The organism is Advenella incenata (assembly GCF_004217095.1).
GTDB lineage: Bacteria > Pseudomonadota > Gammaproteobacteria > Burkholderiales > Burkholderiaceae_B > Advenella > Advenella incenata.
In genome coordinates, this window is record NZ_SHKO01000001.1 from 1787120 (window position 1) to 1809265 (window position 22146).

A 22146-nucleotide genomic window follows, 5' to 3' on the forward strand; every position below is an offset into this window, starting at 1 on the left:
TTGATTGCGGAAAATGCCGACTTTGTGTTGAGAGAATATAAGTGCATTATGACGATGAGGGGCGCCAATTGCTACGGCGCAGACCGTACCATGGGGCGAGATAACTTTGTTAAAATCATAATATGTTCCAGGAGTAAACCATGGTCAGTATTGCTTACATTGCCCAAACAGCATCGTTGCTTGGTGATCTTGCCCGCGCCAGCATGCTTACCGCGCTGATGGATGGGCGCGCTCTGACCGCAACCGAGCTGTCCCGTATTGCCGGTATTGCGCCGCAAACTGCAAGCGGACACCTCACGCGCCTGGTCGAGGCCGGCCTGCTTGTCAGGGAACACCAAGGCAGGCATCGTTATCACCGGCTGGCTTCGCCGGCGGTTGCTCACATGATCGAAAGCATCATGGCCTTGTCGGCTGATCCGGATGCGCAAGATAGCCGGCCGCGATCTGCCGGCCCTGTGACTGGCCCGCGCGACAAGGCCCTGCGCTATGCACGCACATGCTACGACCACCTGGCCGGACAATTGGCGGTCGAAATGACTGACCACCTCATTGAGTCCGGGTGCATTGAGCTATCTGGTGATGGGGGCCTATTGACCGATGAGGGCGACCGATTTCTGCGATCCCTGGGTGTTGACCTGGATGCTGCCCGTCACCGTGCGTCAAGTCGCGGAACCGGGCGCATGTTCTGCCGTCCTTGCCTGGACTGGAGTGCGAGACGCTTTCATATTGGGGGTGCGCTCGGGGCTGCACTATGCCAATGTTATCTGGACAAGGGTTGGATTCGGCGTGCGGCAGGCACTCGCGCTGTTACGGTGACTCCCCATGGGCAACAAGCGATGGGCAAGGCATTTTCCCTGAAGACAGTCGATCTTTTCTAGAAAAATCAAGCGCATAGTCGCAACGGGACGTAAAGGCGCGGCGATCCGGTGTGCCGCTTGCCTTTGCGTTACTTGAAATTAGTAGTATGAGTATGTAAGTATTGTGATGCAATTGCCAACAAAGAGCCCGAAAGCCATCGTTTGAAGCGGGCGGTGTCGGAAAACGTTGATATAGCGTCGCGATTCCAGCCGGAATTTTCCCAGGCAATATCGGTTTTGGACTTCGCTGTTAGTTGGCACCGTGACTTCAATTTTTCAAGCGGAAGCTGGATACATAGTTGTCGCACTTCTGTCGGGCCGTTTGTGCTGCCTTGACCGGATAATCGCACATGACATTGAATACGCTGCCAGCTGTTTTCGATAGCCGCATGACAATGGCGCGCGACGTGCCCTCGAAAGCCGCACGGGCCACTTCTTCAGGGCCTTCCTGCTTCACGACAATTGCAGGCGCCATCGCTCCCAGGTTGGCTGCCGTGCGCGTAATAAAATCACGCAAATTCAGGTCTTTTTGTCTTGCGGTCCGCACGGTTTCTATCGTGCCAAATTCCATGCCATCGACGCTTTTGCTGCCAATGCCATGCATCGTCAACGTGCCGATGTTTGGATCTTCTGTCGTTATTGTGTAGTCGTTAAATGGAATCGGCGATATTACCGAAAAGTGACCTTTGGTCGATTGCGCGGGGTACAGGCCATTCGCATCTTTTTGTTGCACCATTTGCCGGTGCATTTGCAGTTTGGGTGCAGCGGCAACGGCCCAGGCCGGGTATCCGCCTATGGAAAAGCAGACCAATACGGCAGTCAATCGCCTGGTTTCGATCTCAAGGGTAGCGCTGGGGATCATCTTGCGGTTTGCATCTGCATGCTGGCCTGCGATAGTCTTATCCAAGTTTGGCTCCTGATTGCTCCACCAGGGATTTCCAGATGGGCATATCACGCTCGTAATTGTTGCGAAACGCTTCCGGCGTATTGATGAGCGGCTCAAAACCTGCGGCCAGAATTTTCTGACGGATAACGGGATCCTTCGCAATCTCGGCCAAATGTGATTGTAGCTTGTCAATAATTTTGCGCGGCGTATCCGTGGGCGCCGCCATTGCCACCCAGCCTGCAATGGAATAGGCCTCGTCTGCCACACCTTGCTCCTTGATGGTGGCCACCGCCGGAAGGATTTCCATGCGCGCAGTTCCGGTAACGCCGAGAATTTTGATGCGGCCGGCATCGATAAAGGGCTTGGTATTGAGTGCGCTGGCAAAGCACATCTGGATTTGTCCACCAATCAGATCCTGAAGCATTGGCGACTCACCTTTATACGCGACGTGTACCATCCCGGCATCCATACTTTTGCTCATGTAGGCACCAGCCAGATGTGCGTATGACCCGACACCCCAGGATCCATACGTCAACTTACCCTTATTCGCCTTGCTATAGGCCAGCAGGGCATTCATATCATCGACAGGCAGTGATGGATGCGCAACGAGCGTAACAGGGGCAATGGCGATCTGAGAAAGCATCAACAGGTCTTTCTGTGGACTGTAAGGCAATTTTTCATATAAGAACTGGTTGATCAGCATTGATGTGCTGAGCGATAGCAACAGTGTGTAGCCATCCGCACGCGATTTTGCGACGGCATTGGTGCCAATAATGCCTGATGCGCCGGGCTGATTTTCCACGACCACAGGTTGATCCATGCGCTTGGCTAGCGCCTCGGCGATCGTGCGCGCAATAATGTCCGTGGCGCCGCCCGCATTGAATGGAACGATCAGTCTAATAGCCTTGGTCGGCCATTGCGCAGTTTCCGGTTGAGCCCTGACGTTCAGCGCTGCTGCGCCACTGATGGCGATCAACGATTGCACCAACCTGCGGCGCCGGGTGGATATAGCCATACTGTTGTCTCCTTATACCGATGTCGTTTTTTTTGCCAGTATAGCTTCAACATCGATCAAGTGCACTCACTTATTCTGCGCCCCCATGGGGGCTTAAGTACGAGCGGACACTATGGGAATAGTGCCGGGGACGCACAATGCTGGCCAGCAGCGTTTTTCGGGATTTCGTCTTCTATCGTAAAAAGGATATAGGGACTAAAGTACGTAGAATCTAATGGAAAGGAAGTGGCATATGGCGCCGCCCAGGACAAACAAATGCCAGGCGCCATGAGCATGGCGAAATTGCCGTTTATTAGAATAGAAAATCGTCCCGATCGTGTAAAGTATCGCGCCGATTAAAAGAAATGACACTGAGATGGTGCTAAAAAATCGCCATTCACGTAGAACTGCAAGGACGCCTATCCAGCCGAGAATAAGATAAATCCATATTGACGGCGCACTGTCATTTTTTGCACGGATTTGTTGATAAATACCCAAAATGGATAGACCCCATATTAGGGCGAGTAAAAACCAGGACACATAGCCCATACCCGCTCTCAGGACAAATGGCGTGACCGTGCCTGCAATAAGAAGGTAAATAGAGCAGTGGTCGAAGCGTTGCCAGAATTTCTTAAGAGGCTCCCGTGTGCCATGGTAAATCGTCGATGTTATGAACAGTAACGTTACAGTTATTGAAAAAACGAAAACGCCAGAGATTCTAAATAAATCTCCTGCATGGATTACGTTGGTCAACAAGTAAACTGATCCACACAACATGACGACAAGTCCGGCAAGATGGCTCAGACAATTGAATCGTTCACCCGGATACATAATAGACTTTTTTTGTGAAGGTGGTTTTGGACTGAAAATCGATAAATAGAGGTGATTCTCAGGGAATTTTTACTGCCACTTAACGCTGCAAGTGCAATATTCTGGCTGGCTATGGTCAGTCATGTATCGAAGGGATATTCTAATCCTCTTTTGATGTTATATTTTGCTAAGTTTGCAAGTCGCGCAACACGCACGGGTTACCAAAATCTTACAAATAGAAGGACATCTGGCGCATGAATGATCAACTCAAATACGGGCTTGGCATATGTTTGCTTTTGGTTCCCTGCCTGGCAAGCGCTCAGGAAGCGCCAAGTTTTGACTGCGCCAAAGCAAAGACGCAAGTTGAAAAAGTTCTTTGTTCTGGCGGCAACTCGGGTATGGGGTGGATCGACCAGACGATGGCTAACCTGTACAAGGCGATCCGCAAAGTGCCTGATACAAATCTTGCTGCGCTTGAGTCCAGCCAGCGTGCCTGGCTGGCAAAGCGTAACCAGTGCAAAGGCTCAGATGAGAAAGTCATGAACTGCCTGGTCGACAGTTATCGCGCCCGCTATATTGAACTGAGTTCATCCTATGATAAACAACAGTACACAGGTCAGTTTAGCAACAATAAGGGGGTTCTTGACAGTGTTCTGTTTCCAGACGGAAACCTGTCGGTCAATATCTCGACTGATGTGGGGGCTCCTTCCTATGATTCGTGTTCGGTAACCTTTCTTGCACCGCTGGCAGGCACCGCGGTTCACCATGTTTTCACAGAAGAGGAGACCGGAACAACTGATCAATGCATAGTAGATTTAAACGTGTCCGGCTCACAATTTTCGGTCAAGCCCAAGAGCTGCCAGTCCTTTTGTGGGAATGCGGCGTCGTTTGATGGGATCTACAAGAAGAAATGAAGCCAGGGCCGATTGCGGCGTCATGTTCTGCGAAAATTACGTTATTAATATAAAAAATTAAATGACTGGTTTCATTATCCACCGGATAAGCCAAAAGAGCAGAAAATGCCAATAGCGCAAATTAAGAAAAACTTTCCATGATAGAGCCTTATAATGTTGAATTGATTGAACATTATTTAGAAAACCGCGCTGCCAGACAGCCATTCAGACCATTCATCACGGTTGTCTGGGCCGGATCGTCCTGGATAGGCGCCCGTTGAAGGTTTGTTGCGCTTCAAGCTGTATTGACAATTGTTCGCCCCCCAAAGCAACATCTCAGTCATTTTTTATGCGATGGCAAGGTATGCAATTTACCGGTGCCCGCAGTTGACTTCTGTTACTCCGCCCTGTACACAAGATATCCGGACAGGCTCTTTTTAGCTCCAATTTTAGAATTCCCCATGGAAATTAAAGTCAACTTTCTCGACAAGCTACGCCTTGAGGCCAAATTTGATGACTTCACGGTTGTGGCCGATCAGCCGATCCGTTATAAGGGCGATGGCTCGGCGCCGGGTCCTTTCGATTATTTTCTGGCTTCCTCGGCCCTATGTGCAGCATACTTTGTGAAGTTGTACTGCGTTACCCGCAACATTCCTACGGAAAATATCCGCCTGTCGCAGAACAATATTGTGGACCCGGAGAACAGGTACAAGCAGATTTTCAAGATTCAGGTCGAGTTGCCTTCGGATATTTCCGAGGCGGACCGCCGGGGTATTTTGCGCTCTATCGAGCGCTGTACGGTGAAAAAAGTCGTACAAACCGGACCCGAGTTCGTCATTGAAGAGGTAGAGAACCTGGATGCCGATGCTCAGTCCTTGCTGACATTGAATCCCGCTTCCGACGCCAGTACCTATATAACGGGCAAAGATCTGCCGCTGGAGCAGACCATCGCCAATATGTCCGGCATTCTGGCTAACCTGGGTATCAAAATTGAAATTGCCTCATGGCGCAATATTGTTCCCAATGTCTGGTCGCTGCATATTCGCGATGCGCATTCGCCCATGTGTTTTACCAATGGCAAGGGATCGACCAAGGAAAGCGCGCTGGCCTCAGCGTTGGGGGAGTATATCGAGCGCCTCAATTGCAACCATTTTTACGCCGGTTCCTTTTGGGGCGAAGACATCGCCAATGCGCCGTTTGTGCATTACCCGAATGAGCGCTGGTTCCAGCCGGGCACCGCGGATACGCTGCCCGCTGACATTCTGGATGCATACTGCCTGCAAATTTATAATCCGGATGATGAGCTGCGCAGCTCGCATCTGTGCGATACCAACTCGGGCAATATGTCGCGCGGCATCTGTTCGCTGCCGTTTGTACGGCAGTCCGACGGCAATGTAGTGTATTTTCCGTCAAACCTGGTCGAGAACCTGTACGTTAGCAACGGCATGAGTGCCGGCAATACGCTGGTAGAAGCACAAGTGCAATGCTTGTCCGAAATTTTCGAACGGGCGGTAAAACGTGAAATTCTGGAGGGAGAAATTGCATTGCCGGATGTGCCGCAAGAAGTGCTGGCGAAATACCCTGGCATTTTGGCCGGCATTCAGGCATTGGAAGAGCAGGGCTTTCCGGTGCTGGTAAAGGATGCGTCGCTGGGGGGGATCTACCCGGTCATGTGCGTGACCTTGATGAACCCGCGCACAGGAGGTGTGTTTGCCTCATTCGGCGCGCATCCAAGTTTTGAGGTGGCGCTGGAACGTAGCCTCACAGAATTGCTGCAGGGACGCAGTATCGAAGGGCTGAACGATTTGCCCAAGCCCACCTTTGTCAGCGAAGTGGTGACCGAATCAAATAATTTTGTCGAGCATTTCATTGATTCCAGTGGTGTTGTGTCGTGGCGCTTTTTCAGCGCCAAGGCAGATTTTGAGTTTGTCGAATGGGATTTTTCCGGCCAGGGTGAAAACGCTAATGCCCAGGAAGCAGCAACCTTGTTCGGTATTCTCCAAGACATGGGCAAAGAGGCCTATATGGCGGTGTATGACCAACTGGGCGCCATCGCCTGCCGGATTCTGGTGCCCGGTTATTCGGAAGTTTACCCGGTAGATGATGTGATCTGGGATAACACAAACAAAGCGCTCCTGTTCCGCACCGATATTTTGAACCTGCATCGCCTGGACAATGCCGCGCTGGCAGCGCTGCTTGAACGCTTGGAGAACAACGATCTGGATGAATATGCCGATATTGCTACGTTGATCGGTATTGAGTTTGATGAGAATACGGACTGGGGACAGCTCACTGTCCTGGAGTTGAAGCTGCTTATTAACCTGGCCTTACAGCAGTTTGAGGCGGCGCAAGAACTGACTGGCGCGTTTCTGCAGTACAACGACAACACGGTCGAGCGCGGATTGTTTTATCAGGCCGTGAATGTGGTGCTGGAAGTGCTGCTTGATGACGAACTGGAACTGGACGACTACGAAGTCAACTTCCGCAAGATGTTCGGCAACACCCGCATGGACGCCGTCATGGGGTCGGTGGACGGCAGTGTGCGCTTCTTCGGACTCACGCCAACCAGTATGAAACTGGAGGGGCTGGATCGGCATCACCGGCTGATCGATAGCTATAAGAAATTGCATTACGCGCGGGGGCAGGCTGCGGTTGTTGGTTAGGGGAGGGGGCAGGCCGGGTGCTGCTCAGCCGCTTTTGACCGGAGAATGAGTGATTGGTGGACGCACAACCCGGTAGGATTGGCTATGTACCTATTGCCTCGGGGTTCCGGGGCAATTCGGTGCAGGCGACGTGCAAGTTGACGTGTTACGACAGGTTCATGGGTGCGACGTCTTATGCGACACAGTCCAGCGCAGCAAGAAAACGTTCAACAATCAGATTGTGCCTTCTTCCGGTGCGCATTGCGATCGCAATCGGGACGGTAAAGTGCATGCGGTCTGGTGCAATGGCAGTCATCTGTCCTTTCTCTACCCAGGTGGCCGCGTAATGGTCGGGAAGAAAGCCGATATATTGGTCGGTTAATATCAGAAAAGCAATGGCTTCCCTGTCTGTTGCCGTCGCCGCGCAATTCATGCGATGGTGCAGTTCAACGGCTTCGGCATTCAGGCGATAGCTGGGTGCGACTGCCGGCACATCACGCAAATCAGCATCGCAGACGGCACCGGCATTCTTGCCTAAAGGGTGCGTACTGCTGCAGTACAGTAAAGAGTGCTCTTCATACAAAGTGTGATAATCCAATCCCGTCAAGGTATTGATCAGCGGTAATGCGCCAATATGAAGACGGCCGTCCAGCAGGCCTCGTTCAATCTCGCCGGGCGTACTCATGCTGATATTGATCCGTATATCGTTGCTTTGCTGGCGCAGTGTCTTCAGGGCAGAGGTAATGCGCATCTGCGGCTGCGTGACCAGATTATTCATAAGTCCGATATTGATTTCACCGCGAAGACTGTGATGCAGTTGATTGACCTCCCTGCGAAAATCTTCGATTGAGGCCAGTACGGTATCGCTTGCCCGCAGCACCTCTCTTCCCTGGTCGGTCAGAGAAAATCCGGCACGGCCTCGTTGGCATAGCCGCATGCCAAGACGCTTTTCAAGGTCGCTCATATGCAGGCTGATTGCGGAACGGGTGATGCCCAGTGCGCTTTCGGCCGCAGTAAAGCTGCCCATTTTTGCAACGGTTCTGAATACCCGCAGCAACCGGAGATCGAAGTCCGTCACCTGGGCAAGGGGTTGGCTTTTCATTACGTGAGTATTTCCGTATTTATTGGTAAATAAAGTTATATTTTACTAAACCAATTGAGTTCCTATAATCAAAGACACCAACTATTTGAATTAGGACACGCCATGAACTATCCGGATCTGCAGACCACGGCAATGACAGATGCATTGAATTTAAGATCGCACTGGCTCCCTTTTAGTGCAAATCGCAATTTTCATAAGGACCCGCGGATTATCGTGGGCGCCGAAGGCAACTGGCTGGTCGACGCCAGAGGCAGGCGAATCTACGACAGTTTGTCGGGCCTGTGGACTTGCGGTGCGGGCCACACCCGGCAGGAAATTCAGCAGGCCGTATCCCGCCAGCTCGGAACGCTGGATTACTCTCCCGGGTTTCAATACGCGCATCCTTTGTCGTTTCAATTGGCGGAAAAAATGATCGGGCTCACCCCCGAAGGGCTGGATCATGTATTTTTCACCAATTCCGGTTCCGAAGCGGCCGACACGGCAGTCAAAATGGCGCGCGCCTACTGGCGTGTGAAAGGCCAGGCGAACAAGACCAAGCTGATAGGCCGAGCCCGTGGCTATCACGGCGTCAATATCGGCGGCACCAGCCTTGGAGGCATTGGGGCAAACCGCAAGGCGTTTGGATCATTTATGGACGTGGATCATCTTGCGCATACCTTGCAGCCCGGCCTTGCCTTTGGTCGGGGTGAACCCGAAACCGGCGGGATTGCGCTTGCCGACGAACTGCTTAAGCTGATCGAGTTGCACGATGCATCGAATATTGCCGCTGTTATCGTCGAACCGGTGGCCGGTTCTGCCGGCGTGCTCGTTCCGCCAAAGGGGTATCTGCAACGCCTGCGTGAAATCTGCAACCAGTTCGGCATCTTGTTGATATTCGATGAAGTCATCACCGGCTTTGGACGGTTGGGGGCAGCCACCGGCGCCGAGTATTTCGGCGTCACCCCTGACCTGATGAACGTTGCCAAGCAACTTACCAACGGCGCCATTCCAATGGGTGCAGTCATCGCATCTTCTGAAATTTATAATACATTCATGCAACAGGATTTACCCGAGCATGTGACCGAGTTCGGCCACGGGTACACCTATTCTGCCCATCCGGTTGCATGTGCGGCAGGACTGGCGGCCCTGGATATCCTGCAGCGGGATCATTTGATTGAGCAGGTGCAGGTGCTGGCGCCGTATTTCGAGCAGGCGTTGCATGGTCTGCGAGAGGCATCGCACGTGGTTGATATCCGCAATTGCGGCCTGGCTGGGGCCATTCAGCTGGCGCCCCGAGACGGGGACGGTGCGATCCGGCCGTTCGAAGCCGGCCTCAAGCTGTGGGAGAAAGGCTTTTATGTCCGATTCGGGGGCGATACCTTGCAATTTGGCCCGCCGTTTACCACGACGCGTGAAGAGCTGGATTCCCTTTTTAATGCGGTGGGCGAAACGCTCAACTCTCTATCCTGAATCGCCCGGGATCTGCCCCTGCCATGGCAGATCCTGGTTACCGACGGCCAAAACGGCCTGGGCAAATGAGAAAGGCAGGGCTGCGGGGGATGGTCCAACACTCACCATAATCAAGCGGGATGGCGGCAGAAGGATGCCGGCATGAACGATGCGTCATCACTCCCCCAGCATCGCCTGAATGCCTTGGACCAGCGCGAGCAGGCGCGGCCCGAGATCGTCGTACAGGTCTTGCGATGTCGTGCCATGGCTGGGCACGGTCAAATTGAAAGCCAGCGACATGCCGTTGATTGGTGTGCCAAGAGGAACGGCCACTGCCGCAAGCGACGATCGCCATGCACCGGCCACAGAGCAAAAGCCGTGTTTTTCGATGTCTTCGAATGCCTGTGTCACGCCTTCCCTGTGCTGCGCCCATTCCTGCGGCAAGTGGCGTTCAAGTTGCCTCAATACCGATTCTCTTTCCGCTTGCGGCAAGCCGTAAAGAATCGCGCGCCCCATCGCGGTACGCAACAAAGGGCGGGTAGAACCGATGCCAGGGCGCGTTTCGTTGGATTCCCGACTATGGATGGTTTCAACGTATACCGCTTGCAGGCGGTCCCGGGTGCCCACTGACACCGGACCCTTGGCGTATTCCGCCAGCTTGAGCATTTCATGCGCGCCTACCTGTCGGAGCATCAATTGCGAAAGCAAAGGATAGCCCAGAGAGAGCACGGCAGGGCCAAGCGCATATTTGCTCGTATGCGGATCGCGGCGCAAATAACCTAATCCGACCAGGGTAAAGGTCAGGCGCGAGACGGTGGGGCGAGCCATGCCAAGCCTGTCCGCAAAATCTTTATTTCCCAGGCTGGTTGTCGTTGCCGAAAAGCATCCCAATATCGACAGACCATTGGCCAGTGTCGACGCGTACTGGGGGTGGTTGAGCAGATCTGCAGGATCAAGTATTTCGGAGCTTGCTTTTGTTTTGGATGGACGCATACGCAAAAAATGACCGGCGCAGCCTTGACAGCTAACGCCAATAAGTTAATAATAAATTCAAATAATTATATCATAATTCCATTTATTTGAATTAAAGGATTTGGTCATGGATTTTGAATTGCGTCCCAAGGGTAAGAAATGCTTTTCTTTTGTAGTAGTGGCCGATACACATATCAATCAGGATGAGCACACCTCCAGTTCACCCTATGCAACCAACGCATTGGCAAATGCGCGCGCTCGCCAGGTGTTTCTGGAAATCGCCGCCATGCCGGAGCAGCCGCAATTTGTGATTCATCTTGGCGACATCGTCAATCCCGTTCCCTCTTTGCCGACTTTTGATCAGGCCGTAAGGCATTTCAAAGATATTATCAAACCGGTCAAAGTGCCGGTGCACGTGCTGCCGGGCAACCATGATGTGGGAGACAAGCGCATCGAATGGATGCCGGCCGAACAGGTATGTGATTCTTTCCTGGAAAAATACCGCGCATCGTTTGGAGATGATTTCTTTTCTTTCGAGCAAGAGGGCTTACGGTTTATCCTGGTTAATTCCTTGCTCATCAATTCTGGCCTTGAAGATGAGAAACGTCAGCAGCAATGGCTGGAACGGCAGTTGGAGGTCGCTGAGGCCAAAGCACAACGGGTCTTCATGTTCATGCATTACCCGCCCTACATCTATTCGACCCAAGAGAAGGGCAACTACGACAACCTGGACGAGCCGGGCAGAGGCTGGCTGCTTGGCTTGATGGCCCGGCCCCAGGTCGAGGCCGTATTTGCCGGTCATGTTCACAATTTTTGGTACGACAGGGTAGGCACGTCGGAGTTTTATATGCTGCCTTCTACTGCATTCCTGCGTCACGATTTTTCCGAGTTCTTCCGTTGTGCGCCTGAAGCAGGTGACGAATTCGGCCGCGGCGACCTTCAGAAATTCGGCTATGCCATCGTTGACGTCTACGAGACTGGCCACGTGTGTTACTCGGTGCGCAGTAACGGTCGTAGCGCCGAACCGGGTCAGCCATGCTCCGACCAACCCATGTCTTACCGGGCTCATCCGAAAGTGTCCGGCCTTGCATCTATCGGCGTTGAACTGCGGCATCCATGGGCAGAGAGCGTGCAGATTACCTCCACAGGAGGGGTGCAGGAGTTCGGACGTAAATGGGCGCGTAACGACTACCCGTTGCAGGCGTTATGGGAGATGGGCGCGCGTCTGGCAAAAGTGCCCGATATTGACCTCATCGAAGACGAATCCCGGGAGCGGATGCAGAAACTGGCTGCAGTAGGTCACCACTTTGTTGTGACCTGTGTAGGCATGCCAAAAAAGAAAGCGCTGTCAGACGTCAATTTAAAAAATGCAGGTGTCAGCGCATTTGAAGTCAATCTCACAGCGCAGCGTTTTGAGCAAGCGGCAGAAAATCTGGCTGCTATTCGCCGTGAGCACGGCGTGAAAATTTATTACGCCAAGCTTCTGACCGCCGATCCCTCGCAATATGATGGCACGCATTTTTCCCATGTGGTGCGCGCCGGCTTTGAGCTTGATGAGCTTGATGGATACATTGAGGTCATCACCCAGGCAGTCAAAGATGGCGTGATCGACGGCATTACCGTACGCGTCGATTCAACGCAGTGTTTACGGGCGGCTTGCCGCCGTATGCAGGCCTTTCATGATCGCACCGGCGCGCAAATACTGGCGTCGTTAAAGCTTTCGGGGCCAGGCATCGCGACCGAGCGGGCAGATGACGCAGCCAATGTTGCCAGTGTCGCGCATGCGATGGTGTTTGCCGCCACCACGCGCGGGATTCAGTTCGTCTATGACACTTTTATGGATGTCGATCGAGGATATTTCCCGCGACATGCCTTTATCGACCGCCGATACAACCCGCGTCCCATGGCACGCGCTTTTACAACATTGATGGCAATTCTGGGTGGCGGGCAGGCAGTTCGTGTGGCGAAGGGCAGCGACGAGAAATGGGCGTTGAGATTCTCGGTAGGGAGCGACCAGTACGGGTTGACAGCAGCTCAGGCGGGAGCGGCGACGCATCTTCATGTATTAGATGCGAGCACTGAAGACACGACCAGCGTACTTGATCTGGCGACGGGCATGCCTGTTTCTTCCCAGGGTTTGCTGCACACCGAAACGACGCCGGTAACCGGGTCATGAGGCGATTTTGATTTGATGGACAACGCAAAAAAATGGTGTGGCGATCTTGCCACAGGAGGAGTCCTATGAAAGCACGTATCTTGGTAGCAGTGTTATTTTCCCTGTCGGCACTTGGCACTTCTGCAGTGCATGCCGCTTATCCGGAAAAATCCGTCAGGCTGGTCGTTGGCTACGCGCCAGGAGGTTCTACCGACATTGTAGCCCGGCTGCTTGCAAATGCGCTGAGCGAGAAATGGGGGCAGGCGGTTGTTGTTGAGAACAAGGGTGGCGCAAGTGGCATGATTGCAACCGAGCAGGTCGTGCGCGCTGCACCTGACGGCTACACCCTGCAGCTTGCCTACACACCAGAGGTATCAATCAACAAATTGGTATTCAAAGACATCCGGTATGATCCGGCCACCGACCTAACTGCCTTGAATCTCGTTGCGTCGGCGCCCCTGGTCCTGGCTGCAGGCCCAAGTAAGGGTATTAAGTCCATTGAAGGACTACTTGCTTTGAAAGGAAAGGCGTCCGAACTCACATACGGATCGCCTGGGGTCGGCGGACAACAACATATGGCAGGCGAAGTATTGCGCAAACTGACGGGCATGCCCTTAGTTCATGTTCCCTATCGAGGAACGTCGCTTGCCGTGACCGATCTTGTGGGCGGGCAGATCGACTTGTTTTTTGCCACCACCCCGCCATTGCTGGGTAACATCCAGGCGGGCAAGATCAAGCCGTTACTTGTCGCAGGAGATAAGCGCGAAGCCCTGCTGCCCGACGTGCCCACGGCAGTTGAGAAGGGCATGCCGGAACTGCAACTGACCAACTGGTTTGGTCTGTTCGGCCCTAAAGGCTTGTCCGAAGCCATCAAGGAGCGGATTAATATGGACGTCATGGCGATCATGGCAGACAAGGCGTTTCAAAACAGCCTGAAGGAAAAAGGGCTGACCCCGACACCACTGTCGCCCGATGCATTCTCCAGATTTATTGCGGCGGAGATGACCAAGTACGAAGTGATCGTGCGTGAAACGGGTATCAAGCAACAGTAGCGGTGTCGTGGACAAACATGTTTATATGTCACGCCAATCTTGAAAGCCGGGGACCACCTCAATGTTTGGAGGAAAGTGGCAAGGGCAGGCTATAGTGTTTCTATCTTTCGCGCGCTCTTCATGCCGTATGTCTGCAATCATTTTTAACTGGTATCTGCCAGATAACGTGCGCAGGACAGTTGGTGACGTTTCGATGCCTGTTAGGTCAATATCCTTGAAAGCGAGCGGGACGCCGCTCGATGAAATGTGCGATACCTTCCTTGAAGTCTTCACTTTGCAAACTCATGACCATCTCGGTATTGGCTTGCGATATCGCTTCTCCCAGCGTCTGAAATGGCGCTTCCCATAGTTGTTGTTTCATGATGCGCACTGAACGTGGCGACACATCGTTGCCAAGGCGGTGCGCAAGCTGCCGAGCGGCCTCCGGTAGTGCATCCGCAGTAACAACACGGTGAACCAGGCCCATTCGTAGCGCTTCCTGGGCGTCGATTTTGCGTGAGGTCAGCAGCAAGTCCGTCGCATGAGCATGGCCGACAATGCGCGGGAGTATCCAGGCGATGCCATGTTCGGCAATCAGGCCGCGCTGGGCAAAGGCGGTGGCAAATACAGCCTTGTCCGCCGCGATCCTAAAATCGCTGTAGAGCGCCATGATCAGTCCGAGTCCGGCTGCCGCGCCATTGATGGCGCTGATAATGGGTTTGGGGGCAGCAGGGAAATAGGAATAACGTGTTTGGTAGTCGGCGCGGCGATTCATGTCGTAGGGACGCATCCACTCTTGAGCCCGGATGTCTTCGGGAGGCAGCACTTCCAGTTCGTCCATGTCCATGCCTGCACAAAACGCACGTCCCGCGCCGGTCAGTATGATGGCGCGCACGGTGTTGTCACGCCCAGCAGTTTCGATGGCTGAACGTAATTCTGCCTCCATGACTTTGGTCAGTGCGTTCATGCGTTCCGGCCGGTTCAGCGTGATTGTGGCAATTGCGTCGTCGACGGCGTAGTTCAATGTTTCGTATGTCATAGTCAGGATATGTATTCAGAGAGTGATTCGGTGAAGGGGGTGGGAAGCTGGATGGCGACCGGTTCAAGAAACTCTTGTATTCCGTGACAACCGTTTTCGCGTCCGATGCCGGATTTTCCGAAGCCTCCGAAGGGTGCGGCGGGATTGAAAGGAGCGCCATTGATGTCAACCTGGCCTGCACGAATGCGGCGCGCTACAGCCAGTGTGTCGGGCTTGACGGGACCCCAGACAGCGCCAGCCAGCCCGTATTCGGTGCCATTGGCCAGGGCGATGCCATCTTCGATATCGTCATAGCACATGATGCACAAGACCGGGCCGAATACTTCTTCCATTGCGATTGTCATTGCGGGTGTGATGTCCGACAGCACCGTCGCGGGAATGAAAAAACCGTGATCGGGAACGGGCGGATTGTCTCCAACCGAACGAGCACCTGCGGCGACGGCATTGTCTATCATGGCCTGCACTTTTTCGCGCTGGTCCGCCGAAACGAGGGGGCCGAGTCGCGTTGCTGCGTCTGCCGGGTCACCCATGCGATAGGTGTCAATAAGGTCTCGAACAAGTCGCTCGACTTCTGGCAGCATATCGCGTTGTACCAGCAGGCGCGTCATGGAGGAACAGGTTTGCCCAGAGTTGAGCATGCAACTGGCCAGGGTGGCTTTGACGGCTGTCGGCAGCTCGGCGCCGGGCAGCACGAGTGCAGCAGATTTGCCGCCCAGTTCCAGAGCCATGCGCTTGATCTGGCTGCCGGCGATGGCTGCGATATGACTGCCTGCGCGTGTGGAACCGGTGAAGGAGACCATATCGATACCGGGATGGGAGACCAGCATCTCTCCGATATCCGGGCCGGTGCCATATATCACGTTGAATACGCCTGGTGGCAAACCGGCCTGTTGGATCGCTTCGGCCAACAGAGCAGCGCTGGTCGGTGCGATTTCAGAGGGTTTCAGGACAACCGTGCAGCCGGCCAGCAGCGCCGGTGCGACCTTGCCGGTGATTTGGTGCAAAGGATAGTTCCATGGCGTAATGCAGGCCACTACGCCCACCGGGACATGCTGCACCAGGGAATGACCTATGCGGGATTCCCAAACCATCTCAGCCGCAAGATCGGCATAGCTATTCCACGCGGCAATGGGTGCGCCCACCTGGATACGCGCAGCTAATTTGCGCGGCATTCCCACTTCGCGGGAGATTGCTGTTGTCAGCGCTTCGGCCTTTTCCGACAGCGCGGCAGCCACTCGACGCACTGCCGCGATGCGTTCGGCCAGGGGCGTGGCGGACCAGCCGATCCGTGCTGCTCGTGCCGCTGCAACTGCTCGGTGTACGTCGTCATCCGAGGCAGAACGATAACGAGCGAAAACGTCTTCAGTGAAACTGTCCGTGACGGGCAGCTCCTGCTCGCCGCTTGCGGCTGTCATGACGCCGTCTATTAATAAGTGAGTCTGTTTAAGCATGGGTAGTTAATCCTTGTGGAGGCGGGCCGCTGTGGATGAAGCGCGTCGAGAGATAAACGCGCGCATAACCTGTTGTGGTTCCCCGGATGCATAGCATTCAAGTTGATAGCGGATGCCGGCGCTGCACGCCTCGTTAAAGCCTGGCTGTGTGCGTTCTCTGAAGCGCTGCTTGGTCAAGCGGACAGCGGTACGCGGCAATGCAGCCAGCTTGGCTGCCCGTTCCAGGGCACGAGGTAATACCTGCTCGGCAGATACCAGGTCGTTGACGAGCCCGAGTGTATGCGCCCGTTCGCCCGTGATCAGTTCTCCGCTCAGCGAGAGCTCCTGGTTGAGGGAATGGCCAATTTGTAATGACATCAGATATGAACCGACAATACTCGCCAATCCGGCCTTGACTTCGGGCTGTCCCATGCGTAGCGCTGGATGGGCGACCCGCAAGTCGCACATCAGGGCGATCTGAAAGCCTGCGCCAACGGCGGTTCCATTGAGTGCTGCAACAATTGGCTTGGTCATGTCGCGTGCAGCCTGGTACATGGCGTGTTGGCGATTGAGCCAGTCAGCAAGATTACCAGTGTCGATCGTGGCCGCCTCATCCAGGTCCTGGCCTGCGCAGAAGGCGCGCTCGCCGGTACCTGTCAGCACGATGGCACGGATTGTGTCGTCAGCCTCGAGCGCATATAAAGTGTCTGTGAGTTCTGCGCGCAACGAGGCATTTACGGCGTTCATTTCGGCCGGTCGATTGAGGCGAACGACGGCAATCTCGTCGATGTAGTCTGTCACTACGGTACTTTGAGGGGTCATGCCTGCTCCTTGCAACGTTCGATGACGGCATCGACGGCCCAGCCTGCGCTGCCCGTATCGCCGACAATCAGCGGGTTAAGATCGATGGATGTAATATCGCGCGGATGAGATGAGGCCAGGCGAGCAAGCGCCACGGCCGTATGCGCTACAGTATCAAGGTCGATGGGCGCCTCGCCGCGTACACCGGCCAGAATCGGCGCGATGCGAAGTGTGTTCAGCTTGGCGATAACGTCATCTTGAGAAAACGGGTGTAGCAGCACAACGAAGTCGCGCAGGGCTTCTACATATTTGCCGCCATCGCCGATCATGACCACGGTGCCAAAGGCTGGATCCTGCCGAACGCCCAGCGCAAACTCACGGCGACCTGAAACGCGCCTGGCGACAATAACGCCATCGAACGGGACCTGCAGGGCGGCAACGCGTTGCGTGCACTGTTTCCATGCATCAACGATTTGCTGTTCGCTGTCCAGGCCAATAAATACCAAACCATGCTCGGATTTGTGCGGAATGTGGGCAGAACAGGCTTTCATCACAACGTCCTGTCCCAGTGCACGCCAGGCGGTGAGGGCTTCATCCGCATTGCGGCACAGTACATACGGCACAGTTGGAATATCCGCTGTTGCCAGTACGGCCAGGCTTTCGTCTTCGCTCAGGAAGTGACTCGTTCGGTTCGGGAGGGCGAGCACTGATGCTGCCGCTGCTTCCAACTGGTCGCGTGCCGATGCCTGTCGCATCAGGATGCCATGGCGGCTCCACTGGTGCAGCGCATTGATGGCATCCGTTTCGTGCGCGTACACGGGTACGCCGGCCGAGCGAAAAACCTGGCGCACCGACGCCTGGGGGGCAGACACCACGGCTGGTTTACCTGTATTGGCTGCAAACGTGGCGGTATCGGTAGCCATGCCCTGCACGTCATAGCCAGGGCCAGCCACGGGCACGCCAATAAGGAACATATCTGCCTGTGGATCGGTAGCCAGGGTATTGAGCGTGGCGGCATACATGCCGCTTTGGGTCATCAGCGAGGCGGTCAGATCTACCGGATTCTGTGCGGTTGCAAAGCTGGGCATAATATCGGCCAGGCTGCGTACCACAGCAGGGGCCAATGCCGTTAACGGCAGGTTCAGGGTTTCGGCTGCATCCGCGCACAGTACCCCGACAGCGCCGCTGTGGCTCATGACAACCAGGCTGTCTGCGGGTCGGGGCGGCAGTGCCAGATAAAGTTCAACGGCATTGACCAGTCCGTGCACATCGGCGGCACGCCAGATGCCGTGGCGCTCCAAGAAGGCATCCACGACGATATCATCGTTGACCATCGCGCCTGTGTGCGAGGCCGCTGCCTTCGCACCTTGGACGCTGCGTCCGGCCTTCAGGGCAATGACCGCTGCACCGCGCGAGATGGCCAGTCGGGCTGTTTCGGCCAGCATGGCCGGATCAGCGAGCGATTCGATATACAACAGGATTACCCGGATTGCAGGATCGACGGCGGCTGCCAGCGCTAATTCGCACACCGAGGCATCAGCATCATTGCCAGAGGCAATCAGATAGCGCACGCCCACACCGCGTTCACGCAGCATGGCGTAGGGCATGACGCTTGCGGCGCCGCTCTGGCTAATGATGGCAACTGGCCCGTCTTCGGGCTCAATTTCCATGAACATGGTGCTAAAGTTCATTACTGCGCCGGTTTGAAAATTGGCCACGCCTTGCGCGTTGGGGCCCACCAGCCGAACGCCCAGTCGGCGAGCATGTTGTACCAGTGCGGTTTGTCGCTGGACTCCCGCGCTGCCTGTTTCGCCAAAGCCCGAGCTCATCACGATGACACATGCAATTGCCCGCGTAGCGCATTGTTCTATGACGTCAGCAACGGCATCCTGGCCGACTGCGACAATGGCGACATCTGGTGTCTCCGGCAGTTCCGCGAGCGATGCATATGCTTGCATACCCTGTATTATCTTGCGTCTTGGGTTTATCGGATACACTGCGCCGGAAAATCCGAAGCGCTTAAGGTAATGCAGGGGGCGGCCACCGACCTTATTGGGGTCTTCCGTCGCGCCGATCACGGCGATGCTGCGTGGAGCCAGGGCGTTGCACAGGCGAGGATCAGGAGAAAATGTCATGGATGCTGCTCGTATCAATTCAGGCTGGCGCCGGAGTTCTTGACGACCGGCGCCCATTTAGCGGTGTCGCTTTTAATCAGAGCGGCAAACTCTGCAGGTGTGGTACTTTGCGCAGCAGCGCCGTCCCTTTGCATGCGCGTTTTCATTTCCTCGGTCGCCATGATGGTTCCAATTTCCCGCTGCAGTCGGTTCACGATAGCGTCGGGTGTGCCATGTGGGGCAAGCACGCCATACCAGATGGTGACGTCGAAGCCATCGAGCCCGGCCTGCTGGGCAGTGGGTACATCAGGCAGCAGTGGCGAGCGCTTTGGACCGGTTACCGCGAGGGCTGTTACCTTGCCGGCGGAAATATTCTGGGTCTGCTGTGCAATGGTGTCGAACATCATTGAAATGCGGCCGGCTAGTAGATCAACGAGTGCAGGCGCCGAGCCTTTGTATGGAATGTGATTGATCCGGATGCCGGCGGCGGTGCGAAACAGCTCACCCGACAGATGATTGGAACTGCCATTGCCCGCTGAGCCGTAAGTGAGTTCGTCCGGCTTCGTCTTCGCCAGCTTCACCAGATCACCAAGTGTCTTTACGGGTAGTTGGCGGTTGACGACCAGGACATTCATCGTTGTGGCCATCAAGCTGACGGGCGCGAAATCCTTGACTGGATCGTAACGCAGGTTCGCGTACAGGCTCGGATTGATCGCCATGGTGCCGGTCGTCCCGAAAAAGAGGGTATAGCCGTCCGCCTTGGAACGAGCCACCAGTTCGGCCGCGATACTGCCGCCGGCACCCCCACGGTTGTCGACAACCACTTGCTGTCCAAGTCGTTCGCCCAGCTTTTGCGCCAGGATGCGCGCCATGGCATCGGTGGGACCGCCAGCGGAAAAGGGGACTACCAGGTTGACAGGGCGGGTTGGATACGAGGATTCCGCATTCACAACAGATGAGGTCAGCAGGCAGGTTGCGGCAAATGCCGCAATGAGGCAATGGGTGAGTTTCATGGTTGTCTCCATATTTGTTCTACGTTAATGGAGACAAGCTTAGCCACAATTGAGATATATATAAATACAAAGTTTATAATTTCAGGTTTCCATTTAAGTGAAACCATGAATCTCAAGCAGCTGGATACTTTCCTGTTGGTGGCCGACATGCAGTCTTTGTCTCGCGCAGCGATCGCATCGGACATGGCGCAGTCGTTGGTCAGCCGTCAGATCGCCATGCTGGAAAAAGAATGGGGCAAGCGTCTGTTTGACAGAACCGGGCGGGGCATGGTGCTGTCCGAATTTGGTCGACGCATGTATCCCGAAGTCAAGCGGATAATTGATCAGGTCGAACAGCTCGGGGCCACCGCTCACCAGGCTGCCGGCATATTGACCGGGACAGTGCATATCGGTGTCTTGCCCTCGCTGGCACGGCAATTATTGCCGCTGTTGCTGGCCGATATCCGTGAGCGCGCACCCCAACTTCGTCTGCATGTGACGGAGGGCTTTAGCGGCTCCCTTGATGAACAGCTTGCGTCGGGGCGCCTGGATATGATCGTGGTCAATCGCTACGGTTCGTCCGCATCGCGCGGGGAGGATGTGCTTGGCAAGCTGGATACCTTTCTGGTCGGCAAAGCCGGTCTGCCCGAGCTTGCGGCGAAAAGCCTGCCTTTTCATTCCCTTGACGGCATTCCGTTGGTATTGCCGGCCGTACCAAATGGCTTACGCGCGACGCTGGATGTATTGTCTCGTCGCCACGATACGAAGCTGAACATCGTCATGGAAGTGGAAACCGCGACGGCGATGAAAGACGTTGCTGCCGGTGGCCATGCATTTACGCTACTGCCCATGACTGCAGTGGCCCAGGAAATTGCCGCCGGAGAACTGGGAGCCAGCCTGATCATCAGTCCCGGAATACGCAGAACGATCGCCTTGAGTGTGAGCCGCCAGCGTCCGTTGTCCGAAGGCGCCAGACTTGTATCGTCCAGGGTCAGATTACTGGTGTCAGATCTTTTGACGGATTCAAGCGTGTTCTAAATATGAATATACGGCACTGCTCTGGTTATAGCTGACCCACCAAATTATTGGATAGATGATAATTATCAGTATTGGTTGCGCCGCTAAATGGCACTTAGTGTTTGCCCTTTATGCTGCTTCTGTCCAGAAATTGATATTCATTGAGACGATACAACGATTCAGAACGAGCGTGGGCAGTGACAGGCTACGGCAAAGTGGATAATATTCGGTAATGAGAGCCATTCGGAGCTGACCATGACCCCCATCATTACGGCCTTTGCGCTGTCTCCCGACGAAGGCAAGGGCCTGGCGCGCGACATGCGTGTGCGCTGGGCGCTTGAAGAAGCAGGACAGCCCTACGAAGTACGTCTTTTATCGTTCCCTGCGATGAAACAACCCGCGCATATGGCGCAACACCCTTTTGGCCAGATTCCTACCTATGAGGAAGGCGATCTCGTGTTGTTCGAGTCGGGGGCCATCCTGCTCCATCTGGCCGAGCGCCATGCTGGCCTGTTGCCCGACGACGCGAATGCCCGCATGCGCTCTATCGGCTGGATTTTCGCGGCGCTCAATACCATGGAGCCGCCGATCGTAGAATATGGCATGGCCAAATACTTTGAGCGCGACAAGTCCTGGTATGCGGAGCGTAACGTGATGCTCGAGGAACGGGTTCGTGTCCGGCTGCGCCAACTGTCCGAGCGGCTGGGCGATGCTGATTGGCTGGAAGGCTATTTCAGCGCAGGCGATCTGATGATGGTGTCGGTACTGCTCAGGCTGCAGTCCACAGGCATCGTGAAAGACTATCCGAATTTGGCTGCGTATGTGGCGCGCGGCGAGGCGCGGCCTGCGTACAGGCGGGCTTTCGAAGACCAACTGGCGGTATTTCTTGCAGCGTCGAATGGGCGATAAGGGAGTGTTTGCGGGTAATGTTGAATCAGTTTCACCTGCCGCCTGTGGACGTGTTGCTATCACCCATGGTCGCT

Annotated in this window: 18 protein-coding genes; 8 read left to right on the forward strand and 10 right to left on the reverse strand. The window is 54.8% G+C overall.

Going from position 1 to position 22146, the window contains the following annotated elements; translation table 11 throughout:
- The first annotated feature begins 140 nt into the window (after positions 1–140).
- A complete protein-coding gene (locus tag EV681_RS08080; RefSeq protein ID WP_128396862.1) occupies positions 141–878 on the forward strand; it encodes an ArsR/SmtB family transcription factor in 738 nt (245 codons plus the stop codon).
- Positions 879–1125: 247 nt separating this feature from the next.
- Here EV681_RS08080 and EV681_RS08085 read toward each other — a convergent pair whose 3' ends face one another.
- The 3 genes from EV681_RS08085 to trhA all read right to left on the reverse strand — a co-directional run bounded on the left by EV681_RS08085 (position 1126) and on the right by trhA (position 3568).
- Positions 1126–1764: a hypothetical protein gene (locus EV681_RS08085; protein ID WP_128396863.1), complete on the reverse strand. Its 639-nt coding sequence runs from the start codon at positions 1762–1764 to the stop codon at positions 1126–1128.
- Complete coding sequence (locus EV681_RS08090; protein WP_128396864.1) at positions 1757–2758, reverse strand: Bug family tripartite tricarboxylate transporter substrate binding protein; 1002 nt, start codon at positions 2756–2758, stop codon at positions 1757–1759. The genes EV681_RS08085 and EV681_RS08090 overlap by 8 nt, the downstream gene beginning before the upstream one ends.
- Before the next feature lie 195 nt (positions 2759–2953).
- Entirely contained in the window at positions 2954–3568 is a 615-nt protein-coding gene (gene trhA, locus EV681_RS22820) for a PAQR family membrane homeostasis protein TrhA (RefSeq protein ID WP_128396865.1), read from the reverse strand.
- Positions 3569–3801: 233 nt separating this feature from the next.
- Between trhA and EV681_RS08100 the strand changes: the two genes are divergently transcribed.
- Positions 3802–4461 carry a lysozyme inhibitor LprI family protein gene (locus tag EV681_RS08100; RefSeq protein WP_128396866.1) on the forward strand — a complete coding sequence of 220 codons (660 nt, stop codon included), beginning with the start codon at positions 3802–3804 and terminating at the stop codon, positions 4459–4461.
- 440 nt (positions 4462–4901) lie between these two features.
- Entirely contained in the window at positions 4902–7103 is a 2202-nt protein-coding gene (locus tag EV681_RS08105) for an OsmC domain/YcaO domain-containing protein (protein ID WP_130303694.1), read from the forward strand.
- A gap of 172 nt (positions 7104–7275) precedes the next feature.
- Here the strand turns inward: EV681_RS08105 and EV681_RS08110 are convergent, their stop codons facing one another.
- Positions 7276–8184: a LysR family transcriptional regulator gene (locus EV681_RS08110; RefSeq protein WP_130303695.1), complete on the reverse strand. Its 909-nt coding sequence runs from the start codon at positions 8182–8184 to the stop codon at positions 7276–7278.
- A 102-nt stretch (positions 8185–8286) separates the two neighbouring features.
- On the opposite strand from EV681_RS08110, the gene aptA reads away from it, so the two are divergent.
- Positions 8287–9633 (forward strand): omega-aminotransferase AptA, encoded by a 1347-nt coding sequence (aptA, locus tag EV681_RS08115; protein WP_130303696.1) that lies wholly within the window; start codon positions 8287–8289, stop codon positions 9631–9633.
- Between the two features lie 156 nt (positions 9634–9789).
- On the opposite strand, the gene EV681_RS08120 is transcribed toward aptA, so the two are convergent.
- Entirely contained in the window at positions 9790–10605 is an 816-nt protein-coding gene (locus EV681_RS08120; RefSeq protein ID WP_128396870.1) for an IclR family transcriptional regulator, read from the reverse strand.
- A gap of 106 nt (positions 10606–10711) precedes the next feature.
- Between EV681_RS08120 and EV681_RS08125 the strand changes: the two genes are divergently transcribed.
- The gene (locus EV681_RS08125; RefSeq protein WP_130303697.1) at positions 10712–12760 is read left to right on the forward strand and encodes a metallophosphoesterase; all 2049 of its coding nucleotides are present in this window, start codon (positions 10712–10714) and stop codon (positions 12758–12760) included.
- A gap of 65 nt (positions 12761–12825) precedes the next feature.
- Positions 12826–13791, forward strand: coding sequence for a Bug family tripartite tricarboxylate transporter substrate binding protein (locus EV681_RS08130; protein ID WP_100695691.1), 966 nt, complete (start codon positions 12826–12828; stop codon positions 13789–13791).
- A 205-nt stretch (positions 13792–13996) separates the two neighbouring features.
- Here the strand turns inward: EV681_RS08130 and EV681_RS08135 are convergent, their stop codons facing one another.
- The 5 genes from EV681_RS08135 to EV681_RS08155 are packed head-to-tail and all read right to left on the reverse strand — an operon-like array spanning position 13997 to position 20167.
- Entirely contained in the window at positions 13997–14809 is an 813-nt protein-coding gene (locus tag EV681_RS08135; RefSeq protein ID WP_128396872.1) for an enoyl-CoA hydratase, read from the reverse strand.
- A gap of 2 nt (positions 14810–14811) precedes the next feature.
- Positions 14812–16260, reverse strand: a complete 1449-nt coding sequence (locus EV681_RS08140; RefSeq protein ID WP_128396873.1) for an aldehyde dehydrogenase family protein — start codon at positions 16258–16260, stop codon at positions 14812–14814.
- A 6-nt stretch (positions 16261–16266) separates the two neighbouring features.
- The gene (locus EV681_RS08145) at positions 16267–17061 is read right to left on the reverse strand and encodes an enoyl-CoA hydratase/isomerase family protein (RefSeq protein ID WP_128396874.1); all 795 of its coding nucleotides are present in this window, start codon (positions 17059–17061) and stop codon (positions 16267–16269) included.
- Entirely contained in the window at positions 17058–19175 is a 2118-nt protein-coding gene (locus EV681_RS08150; protein WP_128396875.1) for an acetate--CoA ligase family protein, read from the reverse strand. The genes EV681_RS08145 and EV681_RS08150 overlap by 4 nt, the downstream gene beginning before the upstream one ends.
- A gap of 14 nt (positions 19176–19189) precedes the next feature.
- A complete protein-coding gene (locus EV681_RS08155; RefSeq protein ID WP_128396876.1) occupies positions 19190–20167 on the reverse strand; it encodes a Bug family tripartite tricarboxylate transporter substrate binding protein in 978 nt (325 codons plus the stop codon).
- A gap of 105 nt (positions 20168–20272) precedes the next feature.
- Here EV681_RS08155 and EV681_RS08160 point away from each other — a divergent pair, with 105 nt between their 5' ends.
- Together EV681_RS08160 and EV681_RS08165 are read left to right on the forward strand one after the other, a co-directional pair.
- Positions 20273–21184: a LysR family transcriptional regulator gene (locus tag EV681_RS08160; RefSeq protein WP_128396877.1), complete on the forward strand. Its 912-nt coding sequence runs from the start codon at positions 20273–20275 to the stop codon at positions 21182–21184.
- A gap of 234 nt (positions 21185–21418) precedes the next feature.
- Positions 21419–22072: a glutathione S-transferase family protein gene (locus EV681_RS08165; RefSeq protein ID WP_130303698.1), complete on the forward strand. Its 654-nt coding sequence runs from the start codon at positions 21419–21421 to the stop codon at positions 22070–22072.
- Positions 22073–22146: the final 74 nt, after the last annotated feature.